The sequence below is a fragment of the Halobaculum limi genome (genome assembly GCF_029490015.1).
Taxonomy (GTDB): Archaea; Halobacteriota; Halobacteria; order Halobacteriales; family Haloferacaceae; genus Halobaculum; species Halobaculum limi.
Map to the genome: position 1 here is coordinate 1,858,389 of NZ_CP120468.1, position 16,129 is coordinate 1,874,517.

18 protein-coding genes are annotated in these 16,129 nt (G+C 65.1%); 3 read left to right on the forward strand and 15 right to left on the reverse strand.

Annotated elements, in window-relative coordinates; all coding sequences use genetic code 11:
• Nucleotides 1-7: 7 nt before the first annotated feature.
• Genes P0D77_RS09270 through thyA form a run of 3 tightly spaced genes read right to left on the reverse strand, consistent with a single transcriptional unit; the run spans nt 8 to nt 2,607 of the window.
• The gene (locus P0D77_RS09270; RefSeq protein ID WP_277552739.1) at nt 8-1,015 is read right to left on the reverse strand and encodes a lamin tail domain-containing protein; all 1,008 of its coding nucleotides are present in this window, start codon (nt 1,013-1,015) and stop codon (nt 8-10) included.
• Between the two features lie 48 nt (nt 1,016-1,063).
• Nucleotides 1,064-1,606, reverse strand: a complete 543-nt coding sequence (locus P0D77_RS09275) for a dihydrofolate reductase (protein ID WP_277552740.1) — start codon at nt 1,604-1,606, stop codon at nt 1,064-1,066.
• Entirely contained in the window at nt 1,606-2,607 is a 1,002-nt protein-coding gene (gene thyA / locus P0D77_RS09280) for a thymidylate synthase (RefSeq protein ID WP_277552741.1), read from the reverse strand. Before thyA ends, P0D77_RS09275 begins: the two co-directional genes overlap by 1 nt.
• Nucleotides 2,608-2,705: 98 nt before the next feature.
• Here thyA and P0D77_RS09285 point away from each other — a divergent pair, with 98 nt between their 5' ends.
• Nucleotides 2,706-3,329, forward strand: coding sequence for an MBL fold metallo-hydrolase (locus P0D77_RS09285; RefSeq protein ID WP_277552742.1), 624 nt, complete (start codon nt 2,706-2,708; stop codon nt 3,327-3,329).
• Nucleotides 3,330-3,341: 12 nt separating this feature from the next.
• On the opposite strand, the gene P0D77_RS09290 is transcribed toward P0D77_RS09285, so the two are convergent.
• From P0D77_RS09290 to sod, 5 genes are all read right to left on the reverse strand, one after another.
• A complete protein-coding gene (locus P0D77_RS09290; RefSeq protein ID WP_277552743.1) occupies nt 3,342-4,202 on the reverse strand; it encodes an ATPase in 861 nt (286 codons plus the stop codon).
• Nucleotides 4,199-4,507 (reverse strand): DUF5827 family protein, encoded by a 309-nt coding sequence (locus P0D77_RS09295; protein WP_277552744.1) that lies wholly within the window; start codon nt 4,505-4,507, stop codon nt 4,199-4,201. Before P0D77_RS09295 ends, P0D77_RS09290 begins: the two co-directional genes overlap by 4 nt.
• Before the next feature lie 64 nt (nt 4,508-4,571).
• Nucleotides 4,572-5,033: a cupin domain-containing protein gene (locus P0D77_RS09300; RefSeq protein WP_277552745.1), complete on the reverse strand. Its 462-nt coding sequence runs from the start codon at nt 5,031-5,033 to the stop codon at nt 4,572-4,574.
• 69 nt (nt 5,034-5,102) lie between these two features.
• Nucleotides 5,103-5,798 (reverse strand): MBL fold metallo-hydrolase, encoded by a 696-nt coding sequence (locus P0D77_RS09305; protein WP_277552746.1) that lies wholly within the window; start codon nt 5,796-5,798, stop codon nt 5,103-5,105.
• Nucleotides 5,799-5,970: 172 nt separating this feature from the next.
• Complete coding sequence (sod, locus tag P0D77_RS09310) at nt 5,971-6,573, reverse strand: superoxide dismutase [Mn] (protein ID WP_277552747.1); 603 nt, start codon at nt 6,571-6,573, stop codon at nt 5,971-5,973.
• A 265-nt stretch (nt 6,574-6,838) separates the two neighbouring features.
• Between sod and P0D77_RS09315 the strand changes: the two genes are divergently transcribed.
• On the forward strand, nt 6,839-7,996 hold the full coding sequence (locus tag P0D77_RS09315; protein WP_277552748.1) for an MFS transporter: 1,158 nt from the start codon (nt 6,839-6,841) through the stop codon (nt 7,994-7,996).
• A gap of 262 nt (nt 7,997-8,258) precedes the next feature.
• On the opposite strand, the gene P0D77_RS09320 is transcribed toward P0D77_RS09315, so the two are convergent.
• The 5 genes from P0D77_RS09320 to P0D77_RS09340 form a co-directional block, all read right to left on the reverse strand.
• Nucleotides 8,259-8,678, reverse strand: coding sequence for a hypothetical protein (locus P0D77_RS09320; protein ID WP_277552749.1), 420 nt, complete (start codon nt 8,676-8,678; stop codon nt 8,259-8,261).
• Between the two features lie 76 nt (nt 8,679-8,754).
• Entirely contained in the window at nt 8,755-9,576 is an 822-nt protein-coding gene (locus tag P0D77_RS09325; protein ID WP_277552750.1) for an IS5 family transposase, read from the reverse strand.
• An 80-nt stretch (nt 9,577-9,656) separates the two neighbouring features.
• Nucleotides 9,657-9,929 carry a hypothetical protein gene (locus P0D77_RS09330; RefSeq protein ID WP_277552751.1) on the reverse strand — a complete coding sequence of 91 codons (273 nt, stop codon included), beginning with the start codon at nt 9,927-9,929 and terminating at the stop codon, nt 9,657-9,659.
• A 348-nt stretch (nt 9,930-10,277) separates the two neighbouring features.
• Entirely contained in the window at nt 10,278-12,104 is a 1,827-nt protein-coding gene (locus tag P0D77_RS09335) for a flavin-containing monooxygenase (protein ID WP_277552752.1), read from the reverse strand.
• 910 nt (nt 12,105-13,014) lie between these two features.
• Nucleotides 13,015-13,638 (reverse strand): DJ-1/PfpI family protein, encoded by a 624-nt coding sequence (locus P0D77_RS09340; RefSeq protein ID WP_277552753.1) that lies wholly within the window; start codon nt 13,636-13,638, stop codon nt 13,015-13,017.
• Between the two features lie 87 nt (nt 13,639-13,725).
• Here P0D77_RS09340 and P0D77_RS09345 point away from each other — a divergent pair, with 87 nt between their 5' ends.
• Nucleotides 13,726-13,866: a hypothetical protein gene (locus P0D77_RS09345; RefSeq protein ID WP_277552754.1), complete on the forward strand. Its 141-nt coding sequence runs from the start codon at nt 13,726-13,728 to the stop codon at nt 13,864-13,866.
• A gap of 33 nt (nt 13,867-13,899) precedes the next feature.
• On the opposite strand, the gene P0D77_RS09350 is transcribed toward P0D77_RS09345, so the two are convergent.
• Entirely contained in the window at nt 13,900-15,330 is a 1,431-nt protein-coding gene (locus tag P0D77_RS09350) for a cryptochrome/photolyase family protein (RefSeq protein WP_277552755.1), read from the reverse strand.
• Between the two features lie 54 nt (nt 15,331-15,384).
• Entirely contained in the window at nt 15,385-16,059 is a 675-nt protein-coding gene (locus P0D77_RS09355) for a 6-hydroxymethylpterin diphosphokinase MptE-like protein (RefSeq protein WP_277552756.1), read from the reverse strand.
• Between the last annotated feature and the right edge of the window lie 70 nt (nt 16,060-16,129).

Below are 16,129 nucleotides of genomic sequence, written 5' to 3' on the forward strand. Positions count from 1 at the left end.
CCGGTTTTCAGTTGCTCCGTTCGGCGACGACCGCACCGCTGGCGTCTCGCAACGTCACCGTCTCCTCGCCGTTGTTGAGGGTCGGGCGACTCCGGCCCCAGTAGAGGTCGGTGTCGGTGTCGGTTCCGCTGCCGACGTGGACGGTGATGGTCGCGTCGGCCGCGAGCGTCGTCCCCTCGGGGAACACGTACTCGAAGCCAGCGGCGTCGGTGAGCGTCCACCCCGAGAGGTCGACCGCGTCGTCGCCGCGGTTCGCGATCACGACGTACTCGTCGTTGAGGTTCTCGGCGTCGTCGCCCTCGGCGTCGGCGTGGATCTGTGAGACGACGACGTCGCCACCACTGGGCGTCGGCGTCGCGGACGGTGCCGGTTCGGTCTCACCCTCGCCAGCGGGGGCAGGTGTGCCGTCGCGACACGACCAGAGGCCGCGATTGTCGGCCATCGCGCGTTCTTCGGCGGCGTAGAAGGCGTCACCACGCTCGAACGAGGAGTCGTACACGCGGGCGAGGCCGCGGTCGACGAGCGCGTAGTTGAACGATCCGCCGTCGTGGTGGATGTACACGAGGAGGCGGTCGAAGTAGCCACGCCGTGGTTCGTTCGCGTCGAACGCGATGACGACTTCCTCGCCAGTGAGGCGGTTCTTCGCATACGCGCTCGCTCGCTCGGCGTACTCGTCGAGACACGCGCGACCCGCCTCCGTGTCGGGGACGCCCTCGAACTCGCCGGGGCTGTTCTCGCCGAATATCTCGGGCGTGTCGACGCCGAGTAATCGGGCGGTGTCGGTCGTCCCGTTCTCGTACTCGATGCGGACGGTGTCGCCGTCGACGACTTCCACGACGGTCACGCGGAGGCCGTCTTCCGGGGCTGCTTCGGTCGCACCGCTTCCACCGGACCCGGGCGGTGCAGTCTGTGTCCCGCCGTCTGCGACGGAGCCTGCACCGCCGGGACTCGCCGCACACCCCGCGAGGACGAGCAGAAGCGCACACGCGAGCGCAGCGAGCGGACGTGCTGTCATACCGGAGGGACGACTGGAACGCCGATAGCCGTTGGGGACGGCGTTGGATTAGGACCGACGCTCGTACACGACGAAGTCGAACGCCTCGTGAGAGTCACGCTCGACCTCGACCCACTCATCGCGCTCGAACTCAGGAAAATGTGTGTCACCCTCGTGAGCGTCGTGGAGTTCGGTCAACACCAGTCGGTCTGCGCGCGGGAGGAACTGTTCGTACACGTGCCCGCCGCCGGCGACGTACATCGTCTGGACGCCCATCTGTTCGGCCGCTTCGCTCGCGGCGTCGACGGCGGCGTCGACGGAGTCGACGACGACCACGTCCTCCGGCACGTCCGGGTCCGACCGCGAGAGGACGACGTTCGTCCGGTCGGGAAGCGGCCCGCCGATGTCGGCGGCGATAGAGTCGTAGGTACGCCGGCCCATCACGACCGGGTGACCCGTCGTCGTCTGTTTGAAGTGGCGCAGGTCCGCGGGGAGGTGCCACGGCATTCCGCCGTCGGCACCGATGACGCCGTTGGCGGCGACGGCCGCGATGAGCGCGACGGTGACCCGGTCGTCGGAGGTCGCGTCCGCCGGTTCGTCGGCGCCCGCCATCACTCCGCGACCGCGAACTCGATGCCCGGCGCGGGGTCGTAGTTCAGCAGTTCGATGTCGTCGAACGCGAGTTCGTCTAAGGGCTTGTCGGCGACCCGCAACTCGGGTTTCTCACGGGGTGTCCGCGCGAGTTGCCGGAGGAGGCCGGGGACGTGGTCTTTCTTCTCGTCACCGTCGGCTTCCGCGGGCGCGGCCGACTCCACCCAGTTGGCGGCCGCGCGGTAGTCGGCGGGGGAGTCCGCGTCGGCGACGCGCCGTGCGAACTGCTCGCGGTTCGCGCCGTACCAGTCACCGCGCTCGCCGGTGCCGCAGTAGACGTGTGCGTCGACGACGCTGTGGGCGAACGTCCCCGGTTCGAAGCCGGTTCGCTGCGCGACGGCGGTGAGGAGGATGGAGTAGGCGGCGATGTTGAACGGAATCCCGAGCGCCAGATCGCCCGAGCGCTGGGTGAGATGGAGGTTGAGGCGGTCGCCCTGTACGTTGAAGACGAACGTGTAGTGACACGGCGGGAGCGTCGAGACGGTCGCGTTCGCGGGGTGCCACGCGTTCACGACGATGCGGCGCGACTGGGGGTTCTCGCGGAGGGTGTCGAGGACGTACGCGAGTTGGTCGAACGTTCGCTCGTCGTCGTTCACCCAGCGTTGGGTGTCGTCGGGCCACGTCTCCCCCTCCAGTCCTTCCTCTGGGATCGGGTAGCGTCGCCAGAAGCGGCCGTAGGCGGTGTCGAGGCGCCCCTCGTCGTCGGCCCACGCGTCCCAGATACCCGTCTTCTCGCGGAGGTCGCGGATGTGCTCCTCGCCCGAGAGATACCACAGGAGTTCGTGGATGAGCGACCGCCATCGAAATCCCGAGAGGTCTTTCGTCGTCAAAAGTGGGAACCCGTCCGCGAGGTCGGCCTCGTAGTGTGCTGAGAACGTCGAGAGCGTGTCCACGCCCGTTCGGTTCGGCTTGTAGGTGCCGTCCCGAAGCGCGTCCTCGACGGTCGAGAGGTACTGCTGCATACGCGAGAGGGACGGCCCGCAGTTGATAGAGGTACCGACCTGAGCAGACGAGCGTCGAAACGCGAACCCCCAAGACCCGCCGCCGTCTACTTCAGTCTATGATCCACAACCTCGCCGCCGGCGTCCAGGCGTTCACCAGCAACGCGTTCCTCGTCTCGGGACCGCCACGGGCGGACTCCCCGGCCGCGAACGACGACGGCGAGACCGGGCGGCGCGTCCTCGTCGACACTGGCTCGAACTTCGATATTCTCCCGCTGATCCGCGAACGCGTCGACGACCTCGACGCCGTCGTCCTCACCCACACGCACCACGACCACGTCGGCAACGTCGAGGCGGTGTGTGACGCCTTCGGCGTCGAGACGTGGGGATTCGACACGGAGCAGCCGTCGGTCGACAACGAGATTCCCGACGAGGGAACCGTCGAGATGGGCCTCGGCACGTACGAGGCGCTCCACACGCCCGGCCACAAGGACGACCACCTCTGCCTGTACGACGGCGACGCAGGCGTGCTGTTCGCGGGCGATCTGATCTTCCAGAACGGCGGCTTCGGGCGGACGGACTTAGAGGAGGGCGACCGCCAAGCGCTCATCCGGAGCATCGACCGGGTTCGTGAGCGTGTCGGCGACGACTTCCGCGAGATGCACGTCGGCCACGGCCCGAGCGTCCTCGACGCGCCGTTCGACCACGTCGAACTCGCGGGGCGGGCGGCACGGATGCGGTAGCGTCGCCGCCGACTACTCTTTCCGAGCCTGTGCCACCAGCGACTTGTAGGCGTCGGTGTACGTCTCCGCCACGGCGTCGGGTGCAGATCGCTGCCCGCCCGTCAGCGGGCAAAGCGCGTGCGTCGACACCGGGTCGAGCATCTCGGTCACACGCGAGACGCTCACTTCGAGCGTTCCATCTCCGCGGTCGCCGACCGCGGCGTCGCGTGCGATGGCCCACCGATCGCCGTCGTACACGCGGCAACGACCCGGGTCGACGGCTGCCACCGCGTCGAATCGAACGTCACGGAGTGGGAGTGCCACGTCGCCGTACGACTCGACGAGGGCCGTTGTTCCGTGCGCGTCGCCGCCGAGTGGTGACTCGCGAACCTGCGCCGCGAGTCGGTCGAGCGCCGGGAGGTGCAGGTCGCGTGCGGCCGTGTTTACCTCGCGAACCGACGAGACGCGCCGCGCGTCATCCAACGGGAGCGCACGCCGAATCGGGCTCGGCAGGTCGACCTCGCCGTTCACGACCCACTGGTCGCCCTCGGGTGTGGTGACGCGGTCGACGACGAACGACCGCCCGGATTCACCGAGGAGGCCGGTCGTGTCGGGCGTCGGTCGCCACAGGCGGTGGATCGGGTTCCGTGTCTCGTGAGGGGCGTCGCTCCCGGCGGCGTCGAGCAGTCGGGCGACGTCCTTGCCGTACAGTCGCCCCTCATCGATCGCTCGGCGCACGTCGTCGTGGTCGAACCAGTAGTCGTTGCCTGCGCGGGGCTTGTAGACGCGGAGGTCGTCCCCGCTACGCTCGGCTCGGAGTCGGGCCGCGAGTCCGACCGCAAACGTCGTCTTCCCCGCGTCGACCCGGTCCGCGCCGACGACGAGGAGTCTCACTGGTCGGCGGCGTCCCCGCTCGCACCGGGCAGGTCTTCGTCGCGTTTCAGGCCGTAGTAGCCCGGTTCCTCCTCGGAGCGCGGTTCTGCGATCACCAGATCCGTCGAGTGGACCATAATCCACGGAATCGCCCAGTCGAGGAGGACGTCTTCGGTCCCCTCGTCGATCTCGGCGTCCGGTTCGAGTCCCTGGAGGAGTCGCGCGGTCTCGTAGACCGTGTACATCTGGTCGGCCTCGAACAGTTCCTCGGGCGTGTAGAAGTCGCAGGGGAACAGGTCAGGAAAGTCGGCTTTCGGCGTGGGCATACTCGCCCGTTCGCCGGCGGCCCGCTAAAGCGCGGCGGGTCGCTCTCGTCGCAGGCCGTGCTCGTTACGTCGGCAGGTCGGCCTCGGTCCCGCACTCGGGGCACTCGAACGCCATCCCCTCCTCGGCGGGGATGGCCGCCAGCGCCTCGTGGCCACACTCGCGGCACTCCACCGGCACGCGAACCTCCGTCGAGTCGGCGGGTGCGCCCAGCGCCAGCGCCGCGACCGGGTCGTCGCCGTCGTTGTAGCCGGTCTGGTACTCGCCGGGCGCGAATCGGATCGCCTCGCGCTCGCTCACCTCCACGGTTCCCTCCTCGGTGTCGAACGTCGCCGTCCCGTCGAGGACCACGAACAGTTCCTCCTGGTCGAGGTGGGTGTGTTTCCCGCCAGAGAATCGTTCACCTGGGTCGAGTCGGTAGTGGTTGATGGCGAGGTCGTCCGCACCCAGTGGGCCGCTGAGGCGGCGCACGGCCACGTCATTGCCGAATCCGCTCGGATCCACGTCGTCGATGGCGATGTGCTCCATCGGCGGATACGGCGGACGGAAGTCACCTAACTCATTCGGCGACGGATCGGTGGGACAGTTCGACCGCGATCAGTCGAGATACTCGGCCGCCAGCGACTCGTACACCGCTTTGATGTCGTCGGTTCCGGCCTCGACCGTGCCGCCGTGGAAACAGTGGACCGTCTCCACGTCCAGTTCCGCGAGTCGGCCGACAGACTTGGCCGCCGCGGGGAAGTCGGGCGTGAACTGCTCGGCGGGACCGCTCAGTTCCCCACCCTCGCCGCGGAGGGCGTCGCCCGCGAGGAGGAGTCCGGCGTCGGGGAAGTGGAACGCGAGGTGGCCGGGCGCGTGGCCGGGCGTGAACACTGCTCGCATCGGCCCCGCGTCCGTGCGGAAGGTGACGCCGTCCTGTAGTTCCACGTCGACCGGCGCGGACGGATACCGCTCGTCGTCCTCGGCCGTCTTCAGGGGGAACGACCGGCCGTCGACGAAGGGCGCGGCGGCCTCGTGCGCGTACACGGCCGGGTCGTCGGCACGGTCGAGGACCGCCGAGAGCGACCCGGCGTGGTCGCCGTCGTGGTGCGTGAGGACGACGCCGCGAACGTCTGCGATGTCGAGGTCACAGTCGGCGAGCGCCTGCCCGATGTCGTCTACTTGCCCTGGGACGCCGGTGTCGACGAGGAGGACGCCCTTGGGCGTCTCGACGGCGGTCGGGCGGAGCACGACGTCGCCGTCTGGTCGGTCGATGGTCAGTTCGAGTACGTGGACGCCGTCGGCGAGTGGCATATCTATCACTCGTTCGCGGGAGCCGTAAGTGCGGGTGCCGCGGCAGTCGCGGCGCGTGCGGTGGCGTCGCCGTCGCTGTCGCTGTCGGCGAAGCGTCGAAAGAAACGTCGTGGTCTGCTCGGACCCCTCCGGGTCCGTTCGTCGGAGCGCGGACGTGTGTCCGCGTGCGACCTTACTCGAACAGTTCGACGGCCTGCTCGTAGCGGGCCGAGGGCTCCTCCCAGTCGACGACCTCGAAGAACGCGGAGATGAAGTCGCCGCGTGCCGGGCCGTAGTCGTAGTAGTAGGAGTGCTCCCAGACGTCGAGTGCGAGGACGGGGTGACCGCCCCAGATTGCGCCCTGGTCGTGCTTGTCGACGACCACGTTGCGCAGCTGGTTCGAGAACGTGTCGTACACGAGCAGGGCCCAGCCGGATGCGTTGCCGGCGGCGGCCTCGAACTCGCCCTTCCACGCCTCGTAGGAGCCGAAGTCCTCGGCGATGCGGTCCGCGAGCGCACCCGACGGCTCGTCGCCGCCCTCGGGGCTCATGTTCTGCCAGAACAGGTCGTGCAGGATGTGACCCGAGGAGTTGTGGGTCACGTTGCGGATGGCACCCGCGGAAGAGGAGAAGTCACCCTCCTCGCGGTTCTCCGCGAGCGTCTCCTCGGCGGAGTTCCAGCCGTTGACGTAGCCCTGGTGATGGGTGTCGTGGTGCCACGTCAGGACCTGTTCGGAGATGTGGGGTTCGAGTGCGTCGTAATCGTACGGCAGTGGGTCGAGTTCGTAGTCGCTCATGATAGTATCCCTCCGGCTACAACATTGGCGTGAGAGCTGTTAAAGATTGAGAAGTCGACTGGTAGCACTTGACAAGACCCTTTCGTTCGCCGTCTAAGCGCCTGCTTGCGATCTGTCGGCTCGGCGGATTCACTGTACTGGCGTTCGATTCACCTCGAGTTCGCGATGTTGTCAGCATAGCAACGAGTGACTACAATCCCTCCAACTCGCGGCTTGCCTCGCCGGTACCGACGGAAGCAGGCCCCGGTGGAACGCACACGACAACGTGCGCGAGTGGCGCGGCGTCGGACTCGTCGGTGGCTGGCAGGTGGCCGCGAGCATCTGCTTTTACGCCGTGTTCGCGACGACGGCCTTCTTGCGTGCCGATTTCGGCCTCACCCGCTTTCGAACCGGGCTGGCAGTGACGGCGGTCATCGGCGGCTACACCGCCGCGCTGTTCGTTGCCGGTGCGGTCGTCGACGCGTACGGCGAGCGACCGCCGATGGTCGGCGGTCTCCTGTTGATGGCTGCCGGGTGTGTCGCCGTCGCGTTCGTGCCGACGTACCCGCTGGTACTCGCGTCGCTGGTGTTCGTCGGCGTCGCCTACGCGACGGCGATGCCGGCGACGAACCGGGCCGTCCTCGTCGTCGCACCCGCGGGCCAACGAAACCTCGCGATGAACGTGAAACAGGTCGGCGTCACCGTCGGGTCGGGCCTCTCGGCAGGTCTGATCACGGTCGCCGGCACGAACGCCGACTGGGAAGCGGGCTTCCTCGTCGCCGCGGGCGTCGCCTGTGTGGTCGCTGCGGTGTTCGCGTGGGGCTACGACGGGAAGGAAGGCTCCGGGACGCTCGCATTCCCAGACATTCGGGGGCTGTTGGCCGGGTCGGGCTATCGTGGCCTCCTCCTCTCGGGCTTCTTCCTCGGCGCGGCGGTGTTCACGACGACTGGCTACGTCGTCCTCTATATGACCGACTCCGTGTTGGCGTCGGCCGCCGTCGCCGGTGGGACGCTGGCGGCGATACAGGTGACGGGAAGCCTCGGTCGGCTCGGCGGCGGGACCATCGCTGATCGGTTGCAACTGTCCGCGTCGGTTGCGAACGCGCGGGTGTTGCTCGTCCAGTCGGTCGTCACGGCGGTCGGGTTCGTCGCCATCACGCTCGTCGGTGGGCCGTTGGTCGCGGCGGTCGCGTTCACGCTTCTCGGCTTCTTCGTCCTCGGATTTCCGGGGATGTACTACGGCTGTCTCACCGCCCTCGTCGACGACGACGAGGTTGGCGCGGCGACGGCGGGCGGGCAGACGGCTATCAACCTCGGGGGATTGCTCGCGCCGCCCGCGTTTGGGTATCTCGCCGACAGCGTCGGCTACGACCTCGGGTGGTACGGCCTCGCTGTGTGCGCGGCGCTGGCGGCGGTTGCGCTCGCACCGTTGGTTCGTGAGTGAGGGAGGTGAACGGCGGGGTCCCGCTGTTCGACTCAGTTGGGGTTCGATCCGTTTGCTCTGTGGACGCTGTTGATTCGACGTGAGTTTACTGAAAACGGCTGATAGAGAGCGTGCTGGCTCTGTTGAAACCCTATTGAGTCAACACTTCCATGCTGAGATCGTCATTAGGTAGGTGTGCATATTTTCTACAACTGGCTTATGAGCAAGTAGACGGAATTTCGTCGGACTCCCACTTGCGAGTGTGCAGTCGATAAGGAGGTGTTCACCGGGTCTGTGCGACCGACTGACGCCAGTAGTAGCCGACGACCGGGCCGAGGACAACGATAGCACCGACCACGACCGCTGTGTTGATGAGGGCGTTCTCCGAAAGTTCGGTTGTGGCTCGGAGCAGGTCAGCGATCAGGGCTGTTACGAGAATGACGAGTATCAGCAAGACCACCCCTCGTACTGAGTAGAGGCGGCTGTCTGATCCGAGGAGCGGCCGGTCACCACGAATCAAGCGAGGTATAACATCGACTGCTGCGAAGACTCCAAGACTGAGTATCAGTGTAACCGCGACCCGCAGGTAGAGATGAAGGTCTGGCGCGAGTGCCGTGGTAGCGAGTACTCCGTTGGTGAGTCCATATAGAAGTAAGAAGGCGAGTGCACGGCCAGCATCGACCCATGTCTGCTCAGAGACCATACCCATTATTGTCCATTTCAGGTAATAATACCTGTTTACAGACTGTGGTGCTGCATCTAATCTCTACATCTAACGTTCAGAGTGTCTTGTCGATGTTGTGTGTGAGACTACCGACAACGAGTTCACGGAACTGCTTCCACCAGTATCGTGAGCGGACGAATGCGCCATATTTCCGTTTGAGACTGGAGTTCACCGTCTCATTCTGACTCCGTAGACCGTAGAGGTCGGCGTCCAGTCGAGCATTCCACGCCTTGTGGAGCGACGAAAATTCTCGGTGCTTGATGAGGGGACGAACACCAGCGTCACGGGCTAACGCGCGAACCTTCTGGTCGTCGTAACCCTTGTCACCGAGGAGGATTGCCACATTCTCGGCATTGCGCTTGATGAGCGACGGAGCGATCTGTGAGTCGTGTTTTCTGGTCGTCGTCACGTGGAGATCGAGGATAGCATTCGCTCTCGTGTCTACGAGCAGTGTCACTTTCAACTGCTGAATCGTCAGCTTCGTTCGCTTCGTGTAGTGTTTCGAGGCGTGACTCCGGTCGAAGCCGGAAGCGTCGATCCCAACGACACCGTTAGTCGGGAGAAGCATGATCGAGAGGTTGAGCAGGACACGCCAGACTGCCATATCAAGCCGGTTGAACGCTTTACACAACGTTGAGGGCGACGGGAGTTCGTCTAGATTAATGGCTTTCCGAATGCGGGGCATCTCGATGAGTTCGTCGAGAAGCGTCCTGTAAGTCGTGTTCTTCCGAACTTTGAGACAGAGGAGAACGATGTGCTGGTGGAGTGTGTACCGGCGTTTGGAGAACTTCGATGAGTAGGGAGCGACAGCTCGGCGTGCCAAGTGGATCGCTTGCTCAACGAACCGGAGCAACCGCGATTTCGGGAGGGCTTCCATCTGGTCAGATTACCGGGTGTACCTGTAACTCCCTGAGGATTTCAACAGAGCCAGCGTGCTGTATATGTCCGAACAAAATTCTACCAGTTCGACGGGATTGAGACCGACCGCGACGAGGAACTTGTTCGCCCGGAACGCCAGGCCACTCCCGTCTCCGTCGATCTTGACGGCTTCCGACAGATCGTCTCGGCGCTGGAGATATCTTCGATCACGTTGTGGTTGATCACGGTATTCGCCGTGGCCGGCTCGGCGAGATGGAACCGCTCGTCGAGGCCCTTGGAGGTGACCTCAAAGTAATCGACACGGCGCGACGGTTCGTCGATGAGACCGCCGACGGTGGTTGAGGCGATCATTCCGACGCCTCCAGTTTCTCGGCGCGGTCGAGTTCGCGACGAACACGTTCGAGTTCGGGGGCGCTGCCGAACTCGACGAGCGGGGCTAAGGCGAGCGCTCGAACGAACGGATCGGTGCCGATGCGTGTGTGAGCTGGGCCGCCCGTGAGGAGCTGATCTCACTGGTGGCCCGCCTCGAGGTGGAGATGGATCTGGTCAGGGCGCACGTGCTTGCGATGGACACACCACCTGCGGCGCAGTTCGGCCGGCGAGTGCGGACGGCGAGCACCACCTGAGGTGATGCCGACCAGCCATCCGATCTCCGAAGGTGCATCGCCTGTCAGGCGACCATCCTTGGGAGAGCGGCCGCTAGATCCCCTCGTGGTGGACCTCCTGCCTGTCGTACACCGGCGTGGGGATATCCTCATAGCGTGCCTTCAACTGCAGCGCCAGATACAGCGAGTAGTGGCGTGACTGGTGCAGGTTGCCACCGTGGAACCACAGTTGTTCCACCTGCGTCGGCTTCCACATGTTGCGCTCCTCGCCCTCCCACGGTCCGGGGTCTTTGGGCGTATCTGAGCCGAGCCCCCAGACCTTCCCCGCCTGCCGCGCCGTCTCCTCATCCACTAGGCCGGCCACCCAGCCGTTCATCGAGCCGTACCCCGTGGCGTACACGACAAGGTCGGCGGGGAGTTCGGTGCCATCTTCCAGCAGGATCGCATCCTCGGTGAACTCAGTTACCTGCCCATTGGCCACCTCGATCTCTCCGTCGATAATGAGCTGACTGGCGCCGGTGTCGATGTAGTAGCCCGAGCCACGGCGGAGGTACTTCATGAACAGCCCCGAGTCGTCGGGACCAAAGTCGATCATGAAGCCAGCGTCCTCGAGCGCCTCGTAAAACTCGGCGTCGATCTCCCTCATTTTGTCATATTTGGGTTTTTCGAACTCGTTCATAATGCGGTACGGGACGGATGCGAAGATCATGTCCGCCCGGTGGGTGTCGATGCCGTTCTCGACGGCTCGCTCGGAGTACAGATCACCGAGTCCGTGCTCCAGCAGTGTGTCCGTCTTGACGACGTGCGTCGATGACCGCTGCACCATCGTCACGTCGGCGCCGACCTCCCAGAGCCCCTCACAGATGTCGTGGGCTGAGTTGTTCGAGCCCACCACTACCACGGACTTGCCTTCATACTCCTCGTCGGGGCCGGGGTGCGCGGATGAGTGGTGTACCTCGCCGTTGAAGCGCTCCTCGCCGTCGAGGTCGGGTACGTTGGGCTTGCCGCTCATTCCCGTCGCCATCACGAGCTCCTGTGGGCGCAGCACGAGCTCCTCACCGTCGCGGTTGACCTCGACCTCCCAGGTGCCCGTCTCCTCGTCGTACTGTGCACTGGTGGCCTCGGTCTTCGACCAGTAGTTCAGCTCCATCACCTTCGTGTACATTTCCAGCCAATCGCCGAGCTTGTCTTTCGGTGAGAACACCGGCCAGTTGTCGGGGAACTTGATATACGGGAGGTGGTCGTACCAGACAGGGTCGTGCAGCGCGAGCCCCTTGTACCGGTTGCGCCAGGAGTCGCCCGGCCGGTCGTTCTTCTCGACGATGATCGTGGGCACGCCGAGCTGGCGGAGCCGTGCACCGAGTGCGATGCCGCCCTGTCCCCCACCGACGATCACGGTGTGCGGCTGTTCGGTGTACCCCAGGTTCTCCAGTTCCTCTTCACGGCGCTCTGTCCACGTCTTGCGGTCTGCGTCCGCAACCGGCTCTGCGCCAATCGGTCGGTCTCTGCCCTTGGGCTCCTCGTGCCCCTTCAGCTCCGTCAGTGCGGTCAGGAAGGTCCACGCACCGCCATCTTTCAGCCGGACGACACCCTCACCACGACCCACCTCGGTCTCGAAGGTGAACCAGGCGGTGATGATCCCATCTTCCTCCTCCGCCGGCTCGCTAAGCTCGAAGTCCGACGGACCGGTGTGCGCGAGTGTCTCCTCGAGCATATCCTCGACGCCACTGGGATTCTCCACCGTCTTGATGTTCCAGGTAAACGCGACCAGGTCGCGCCAGTAGCTCTCCGCACAGAACATCTCCGCCGCAGCGGCGGCATCCTCCCGGCGCATCGCATCCTCGAGATCCTCCAGGTACGCCTGTGCCGTCTCGGTCGCATAGTCGATGTCGCCATCGGACATCTGCTCTGGCGAACTCATCGGTCCACCTCCTCCGCCGCGGTGGTCGCCACAGCGGGTGTCGGGACCGATTGCAGTTCAGGTTGGTCGGCTCGGTCAGTAGAGAACATCATATTTCTGAAGTACTGCCTCTACTTAATTATTATTCATAAAGATTTGTCATCCATACCGGCTCAGTTGCAAGGTTTGGATTGTGACGGTGGAGATCGTTACGCAATTCAAAGCCATCATATCTTCCCGCGAGCCCAGTTAGAACGGGCAGGATACGATTCGGGGAACAACCACCACGACAGGGAGCGTGTGAATGAAATCGCGAACCGTGTCCCGCTCACCCAATCGGGAAACCTCGACATATTCGATTCACGACCGACTGAGTATCTCCCAACCGTCCGCGAGAATCAGCTAGGTGCGCTGGAACCCGCGTTTATTCCGCTAGACGAACGGCTCTGGAAAAGTAGAACTACGAGGAGTTCCTCGGCAAGCGACGGCAACTCATCGCGGAGGGCATCAACGACTATCTGGACGGACTCGTGGAGGACTCATTTCTTCGTCTTACCACGGACCAGTCCATAATGTAGTGGGTACTCGTGGTTACAACCCTTATTGATTGATCGCTCTTGGTTCAGCCCCGTTCGGCATCCGGAAAGTAGCGTCCACGCTCAGCTATCAATTCGTCAGTCTTAGGCACTTCAGCTCGCTGTTGCCGGTGTACACGGCTAGAATATGCGATGTGACCGAATGCCCCGATTGGAGTGCACTAGTCCAGATTACCGGTGTCGTATTCGATGCTGTATGGACCCTCTGCATCTCGCACGCTCATTCTGACAGCTTCTGAATAGATCGAGTATCGAAGTGAGATAGTGCTCCTCCGTATCTATCGCTCGAACGGAACCAACTCCCTTGCTGTGCGTGTTACGAGAGCCGTCCCGTCCTACTCCACACCCTCGATGGGCGTCGGTTCGTACGCCTCGTGTTGACGGGTGTACTCCATTGTCGTCGCCACCGACTCTGCGACGTCGATGCCCGCTTCGCGTTCGACGATGTGCAGCGCTAGGTCGATACCGGAAGTGACGCCGCCGGCGGTGAGCACGTCGTCGTCGTCGACGACGCGTTCCTCACGCACCTCGGCGTCCGTCTCGCGGAGGTCGTCGAGCGCGGAGGCGTGCGTGACCGCGGGCCGACCGTCGAGGATACCCGCTTTCGAGAGGAGCATCCCGCCGGTACAGACGGAGGCGACGGTCGCGCCCGCGTCGTGGTGGGCCGCCACCGCGTCCGGAATCGCGCCGCGTTCGTACTCCGCCCACGCGCCGGCGTCGCTACGGTCGTTCCACCCGCCGCCGGGGACGACGAGCAAGTCGAGGTCGCCGGGCGCTTGGAGTTCGCCCTCGGCCTCGACGCGCATCCCGTGGCTCGCGGTGACGAGTCCGGGGCCGTCGAGCGAGACGAGTCGGGTGTGGAAGTCTGCGCCGGCGCTCTCGGCGTTGCGGAACACCTCGAACGGGCCGACCGCGTCGAGTTCGTCGAACCCCTCGTACAGCAAGACTGCGACGTTCATATCCGTCCGTTCGGACGCCGGGGTGAAAGCCGTATCCCGACCGACGCGGCGGCAAGCGTTTTCGGCGAGCGTTCACACGGCGGGCGTATGGGAGCGTGTCCCCACTGCGAGACGGAACTCAGAGAAGTCGTCGAGAGCGACACCGACGCGCAATACAACGGCGACGCGACGGTGTGGGAGTGTGCCGCCTGCGGGGCGATACTCGGCGTCACCGAGGTCGGCGTCTGAATCACAGCGGGTCGCGACGACGGTGGTGCTCGCTCAGTCGGCGTCGACTTCCTCCCCGCGGGCGCGTTTGAACATCGCGATGGCCGCCTCGCGCATCTCCGAGTGGTCAACGACCGGGTCGGGGTACTGCGGCGCGAGTTGGCGGCGGCGACCGACCGACAGTTCGTGCCACGAGTGGACGTTGTCGGCGGAGACGCTCGCCAGTTCGGGGACGTACTCCTTGATGTACTCGGCGTCGGGGTCGTAGCGCTCCCCTTGCGTCATCGGGTTGAAGATGCGGAAGTACGGTTGGGCGTCCGTGCCCGTCGAGGCGGCCCACTGCCACCCGCCGTTGTCGTTGGCGGTGTCGTGGTCCGCCAAGTGGTCCTTGAAGTGCTCGTAGCCGTGGCGCCAGTCGAGGAGCAGATCCTTCGTCAGGAACGACGCGACGATCATCCGCACGCGGTTGTGCATATACGCCTCCTCGCGGAGTTGGCGCATCCCGGCGTCGACGATTGGGTAGCCCGTCTTCCCCTCTTTCCACGCCTGGAGGTGTTCGTCGGCGTCCTCACCCTCGCGCCACCCGATGTCGTTCTCGTACTGCTTGTAGTTCGACGTGACCACTTCGGGATTGGCCCACAGGACCTGGGTGTAGAACTCCCGCCACGCGAGTTGCGACTGGAACTCCTCGACCGACTCCACGGCGTCGTCGTCGCCGTCGGCTTCCGCGGTCGCTTTCGCTTCCTCGGTGGCCGCGTACACCTCACGGATTCCGATGGTCCCCCACTTGAGGTCCGTCGAGAGGCGGGAGGTAGCGTCTTTCGTCGGGTAGTCGCGGTCTTCGTCGTAGCGGTAGACGGCGTCCTCACAGAACGCCGCGAGGCGGTCGCGGGCGGCTTCGGTTCCAGCCTGCTGGACGGTTGCCTCGGGCTCTGAGAAGCCCAGATCCTCGATGCTCGGGAGAGGGTCGCCCGACACGTCTGCGAGGTCTGCGGCCGTCGGCGCGTCGAACGCGGCGGCCTTCTCGCGGTCGCGCCACTTCTTCCAGAAATAGGTGTACACCGCGTACGGCTCTCCTTTGTTCGTCGTGATCGTTCCGGGTTCGTGGTGGACGGCGTCGTGGTGCGTCTCGCGGTGGACGCCTTCGGCGTCGAGTGCCCGGCGAACACGGGCGTCTCGTTCGCGGGCGAGTCCGGAGTAGTCCTCGTTCCAGACGACCGCCTCGGCGTCGAACTCGGCGGCGATGCGGGGGAGTTCCTCGGCGGGGTCGCCGTGGGCGACGACCAGATCGGAGTCGCGGTCGCGGTACTCCTCGCGCAACACTGCAAGTGCGTCGAGCATAAACCGGACACGGGGGTCGGCGGCGTGTTCGAGGACGGCGTCGTCGAAGACGAACACCGGCACGACCGTATCCGCGTCGGCGGCCGCCGCGAGGCCACGATTGTCGCTGACGCGGAGGTCCCGACGGTGCCAGAACAGGCGCATAGGATCGCCCACGGGCGTCGCGATAGTAACCCTGTTGGCAGTCGTGGGGGCGGTTCAGATCGGATCGATCTGGTCGCGCCGTCCGTTGAGGACGGCGAACTGCTCTCCGCGACGCCGTTCGAGGAGGTGGAGGAGTCGCTCGGCCCAGCGGAGTTTCTGCATCTTCATCGGGGCCACGTCGGCGTCGTCGAAGTCCCACCCTGGAAACACGAGAGCCGCCGCCCCGCAGTGGTCTGCGAGGAACGCCGCGCGGTCGCCGTCGGTGAAGCCGCCGACGTTGGCGACGGCGTCGACCGGCGCGGCCTGCGTCGTGACGAGCGTGTGAGCGGCATCGTAGCGGGGTAACCACTCGTCGACGAGGTCGCCGTTGTCGCCGTGCGCGTGCGCGACGACGACTTCACCGCGGTCTGTTCGTTCGAGGCCGGTCTCGGGGTTCTTGTCCAAGTCGGTCACCATCGCGTCGACGGCGATTCCCAGATCAGCGAGGCGGTCGGTCGCCGTCGACGCGGCGAACACGCGGTCGGCCTCGCGCGCGAGGTGGGCGTCAGCCTCCAGCGACGGTCCCGCGCCGGCGACGGCGACGGTCGCGCCGGTACAGTCGAGGCAGGCGAACGCGAACGGGGTGGCGAACGCCGCGGCACGGTCGCGAACCGCCTCGTCGGCCGCTCTGTCGAACCCGAAGTCGGCGAGGATCGCCTCGTAGATCGGTTCCCAGTCGGTGAACTCCATGGTTGTGACTACGACTGTAGCGACTCAGTAATACGGGATCGGGCCGGTAAGCGCACCAGAGTACCCCTAC

Coding starts and splice junctions, on each gene's coding strand:
- P0D77_RS09270 (WP_277552739.1), bottom strand. CDS start 1,015: ATGACAGCACGTCCGCTCGCTGCGCTCGCGTGTGCGCTTCTGCTCGTC.
- P0D77_RS09275 (WP_277552740.1), bottom strand. CDS start 1,606: ATGGCGGGCGCCGACGAACCGGCGGACGCGACCTCCGACGACCGGGTC.
- thyA (WP_277552741.1), bottom strand. CDS start 2,607: ATGCAGCAGTACCTCTCGACCGTCGAGGACGCGCTTCGGGACGGCACC.
- P0D77_RS09285 (WP_277552742.1), top strand. CDS start 2,706: ATGATCCACAACCTCGCCGCCGGCGTCCAGGCGTTCACCAGCAACGCG.
- P0D77_RS09295 (WP_277552744.1), bottom strand. CDS start 4,507: ATGCCCACGCCGAAAGCCGACTTTCCTGACCTGTTCCCCTGCGACTTC.
- P0D77_RS09300 (WP_277552745.1), bottom strand. CDS start 5,033: ATGGAGCACATCGCCATCGACGACGTGGATCCGAGCGGATTCGGCAAT.
- P0D77_RS09305 (WP_277552746.1), bottom strand. CDS start 5,798: ATGCCACTCGCCGACGGCGTCCACGTACTCGAACTGACCATCGACCGA.
- sod (WP_277552747.1), bottom strand. CDS start 6,573: ATGAGCGACTACGAACTCGACCCACTGCCGTACGATTACGACGCACTC.
- P0D77_RS09320 (WP_277552749.1), bottom strand. CDS start 8,678: ATGGTCTCTGAGCAGACATGGGTCGATGCTGGCCGTGCACTCGCCTTC.
- P0D77_RS09325 (WP_277552750.1), bottom strand. CDS start 9,576: ATGGAAGCCCTCCCGAAATCGCGGTTGCTCCGGTTCGTTGAGCAAGCG.
- P0D77_RS09330 (WP_277552751.1), bottom strand. CDS start 9,929: ATGATCGCCTCAACCACCGTCGGCGGTCTCATCGACGAACCGTCGCGC.
- P0D77_RS09335 (WP_277552752.1), bottom strand. CDS start 12,104: ATGAGTTCGCCAGAGCAGATGTCCGATGGCGACATCGACTATGCGACC.
- P0D77_RS09340 (WP_277552753.1), bottom strand. CDS start 13,638: ATGAACGTCGCAGTCTTGCTGTACGAGGGGTTCGACGAACTCGACGCG.
- P0D77_RS09345 (WP_277552754.1), top strand. CDS start 13,726: ATGGGAGCGTGTCCCCACTGCGAGACGGAACTCAGAGAAGTCGTCGAG.
- P0D77_RS09350 (WP_277552755.1), bottom strand. CDS start 15,330: ATGCGCCTGTTCTGGCACCGTCGGGACCTCCGCGTCAGCGACAATCGT.
- P0D77_RS09355 (WP_277552756.1), bottom strand. CDS start 16,059: ATGGAGTTCACCGACTGGGAACCGATCTACGAGGCGATCCTCGCCGAC.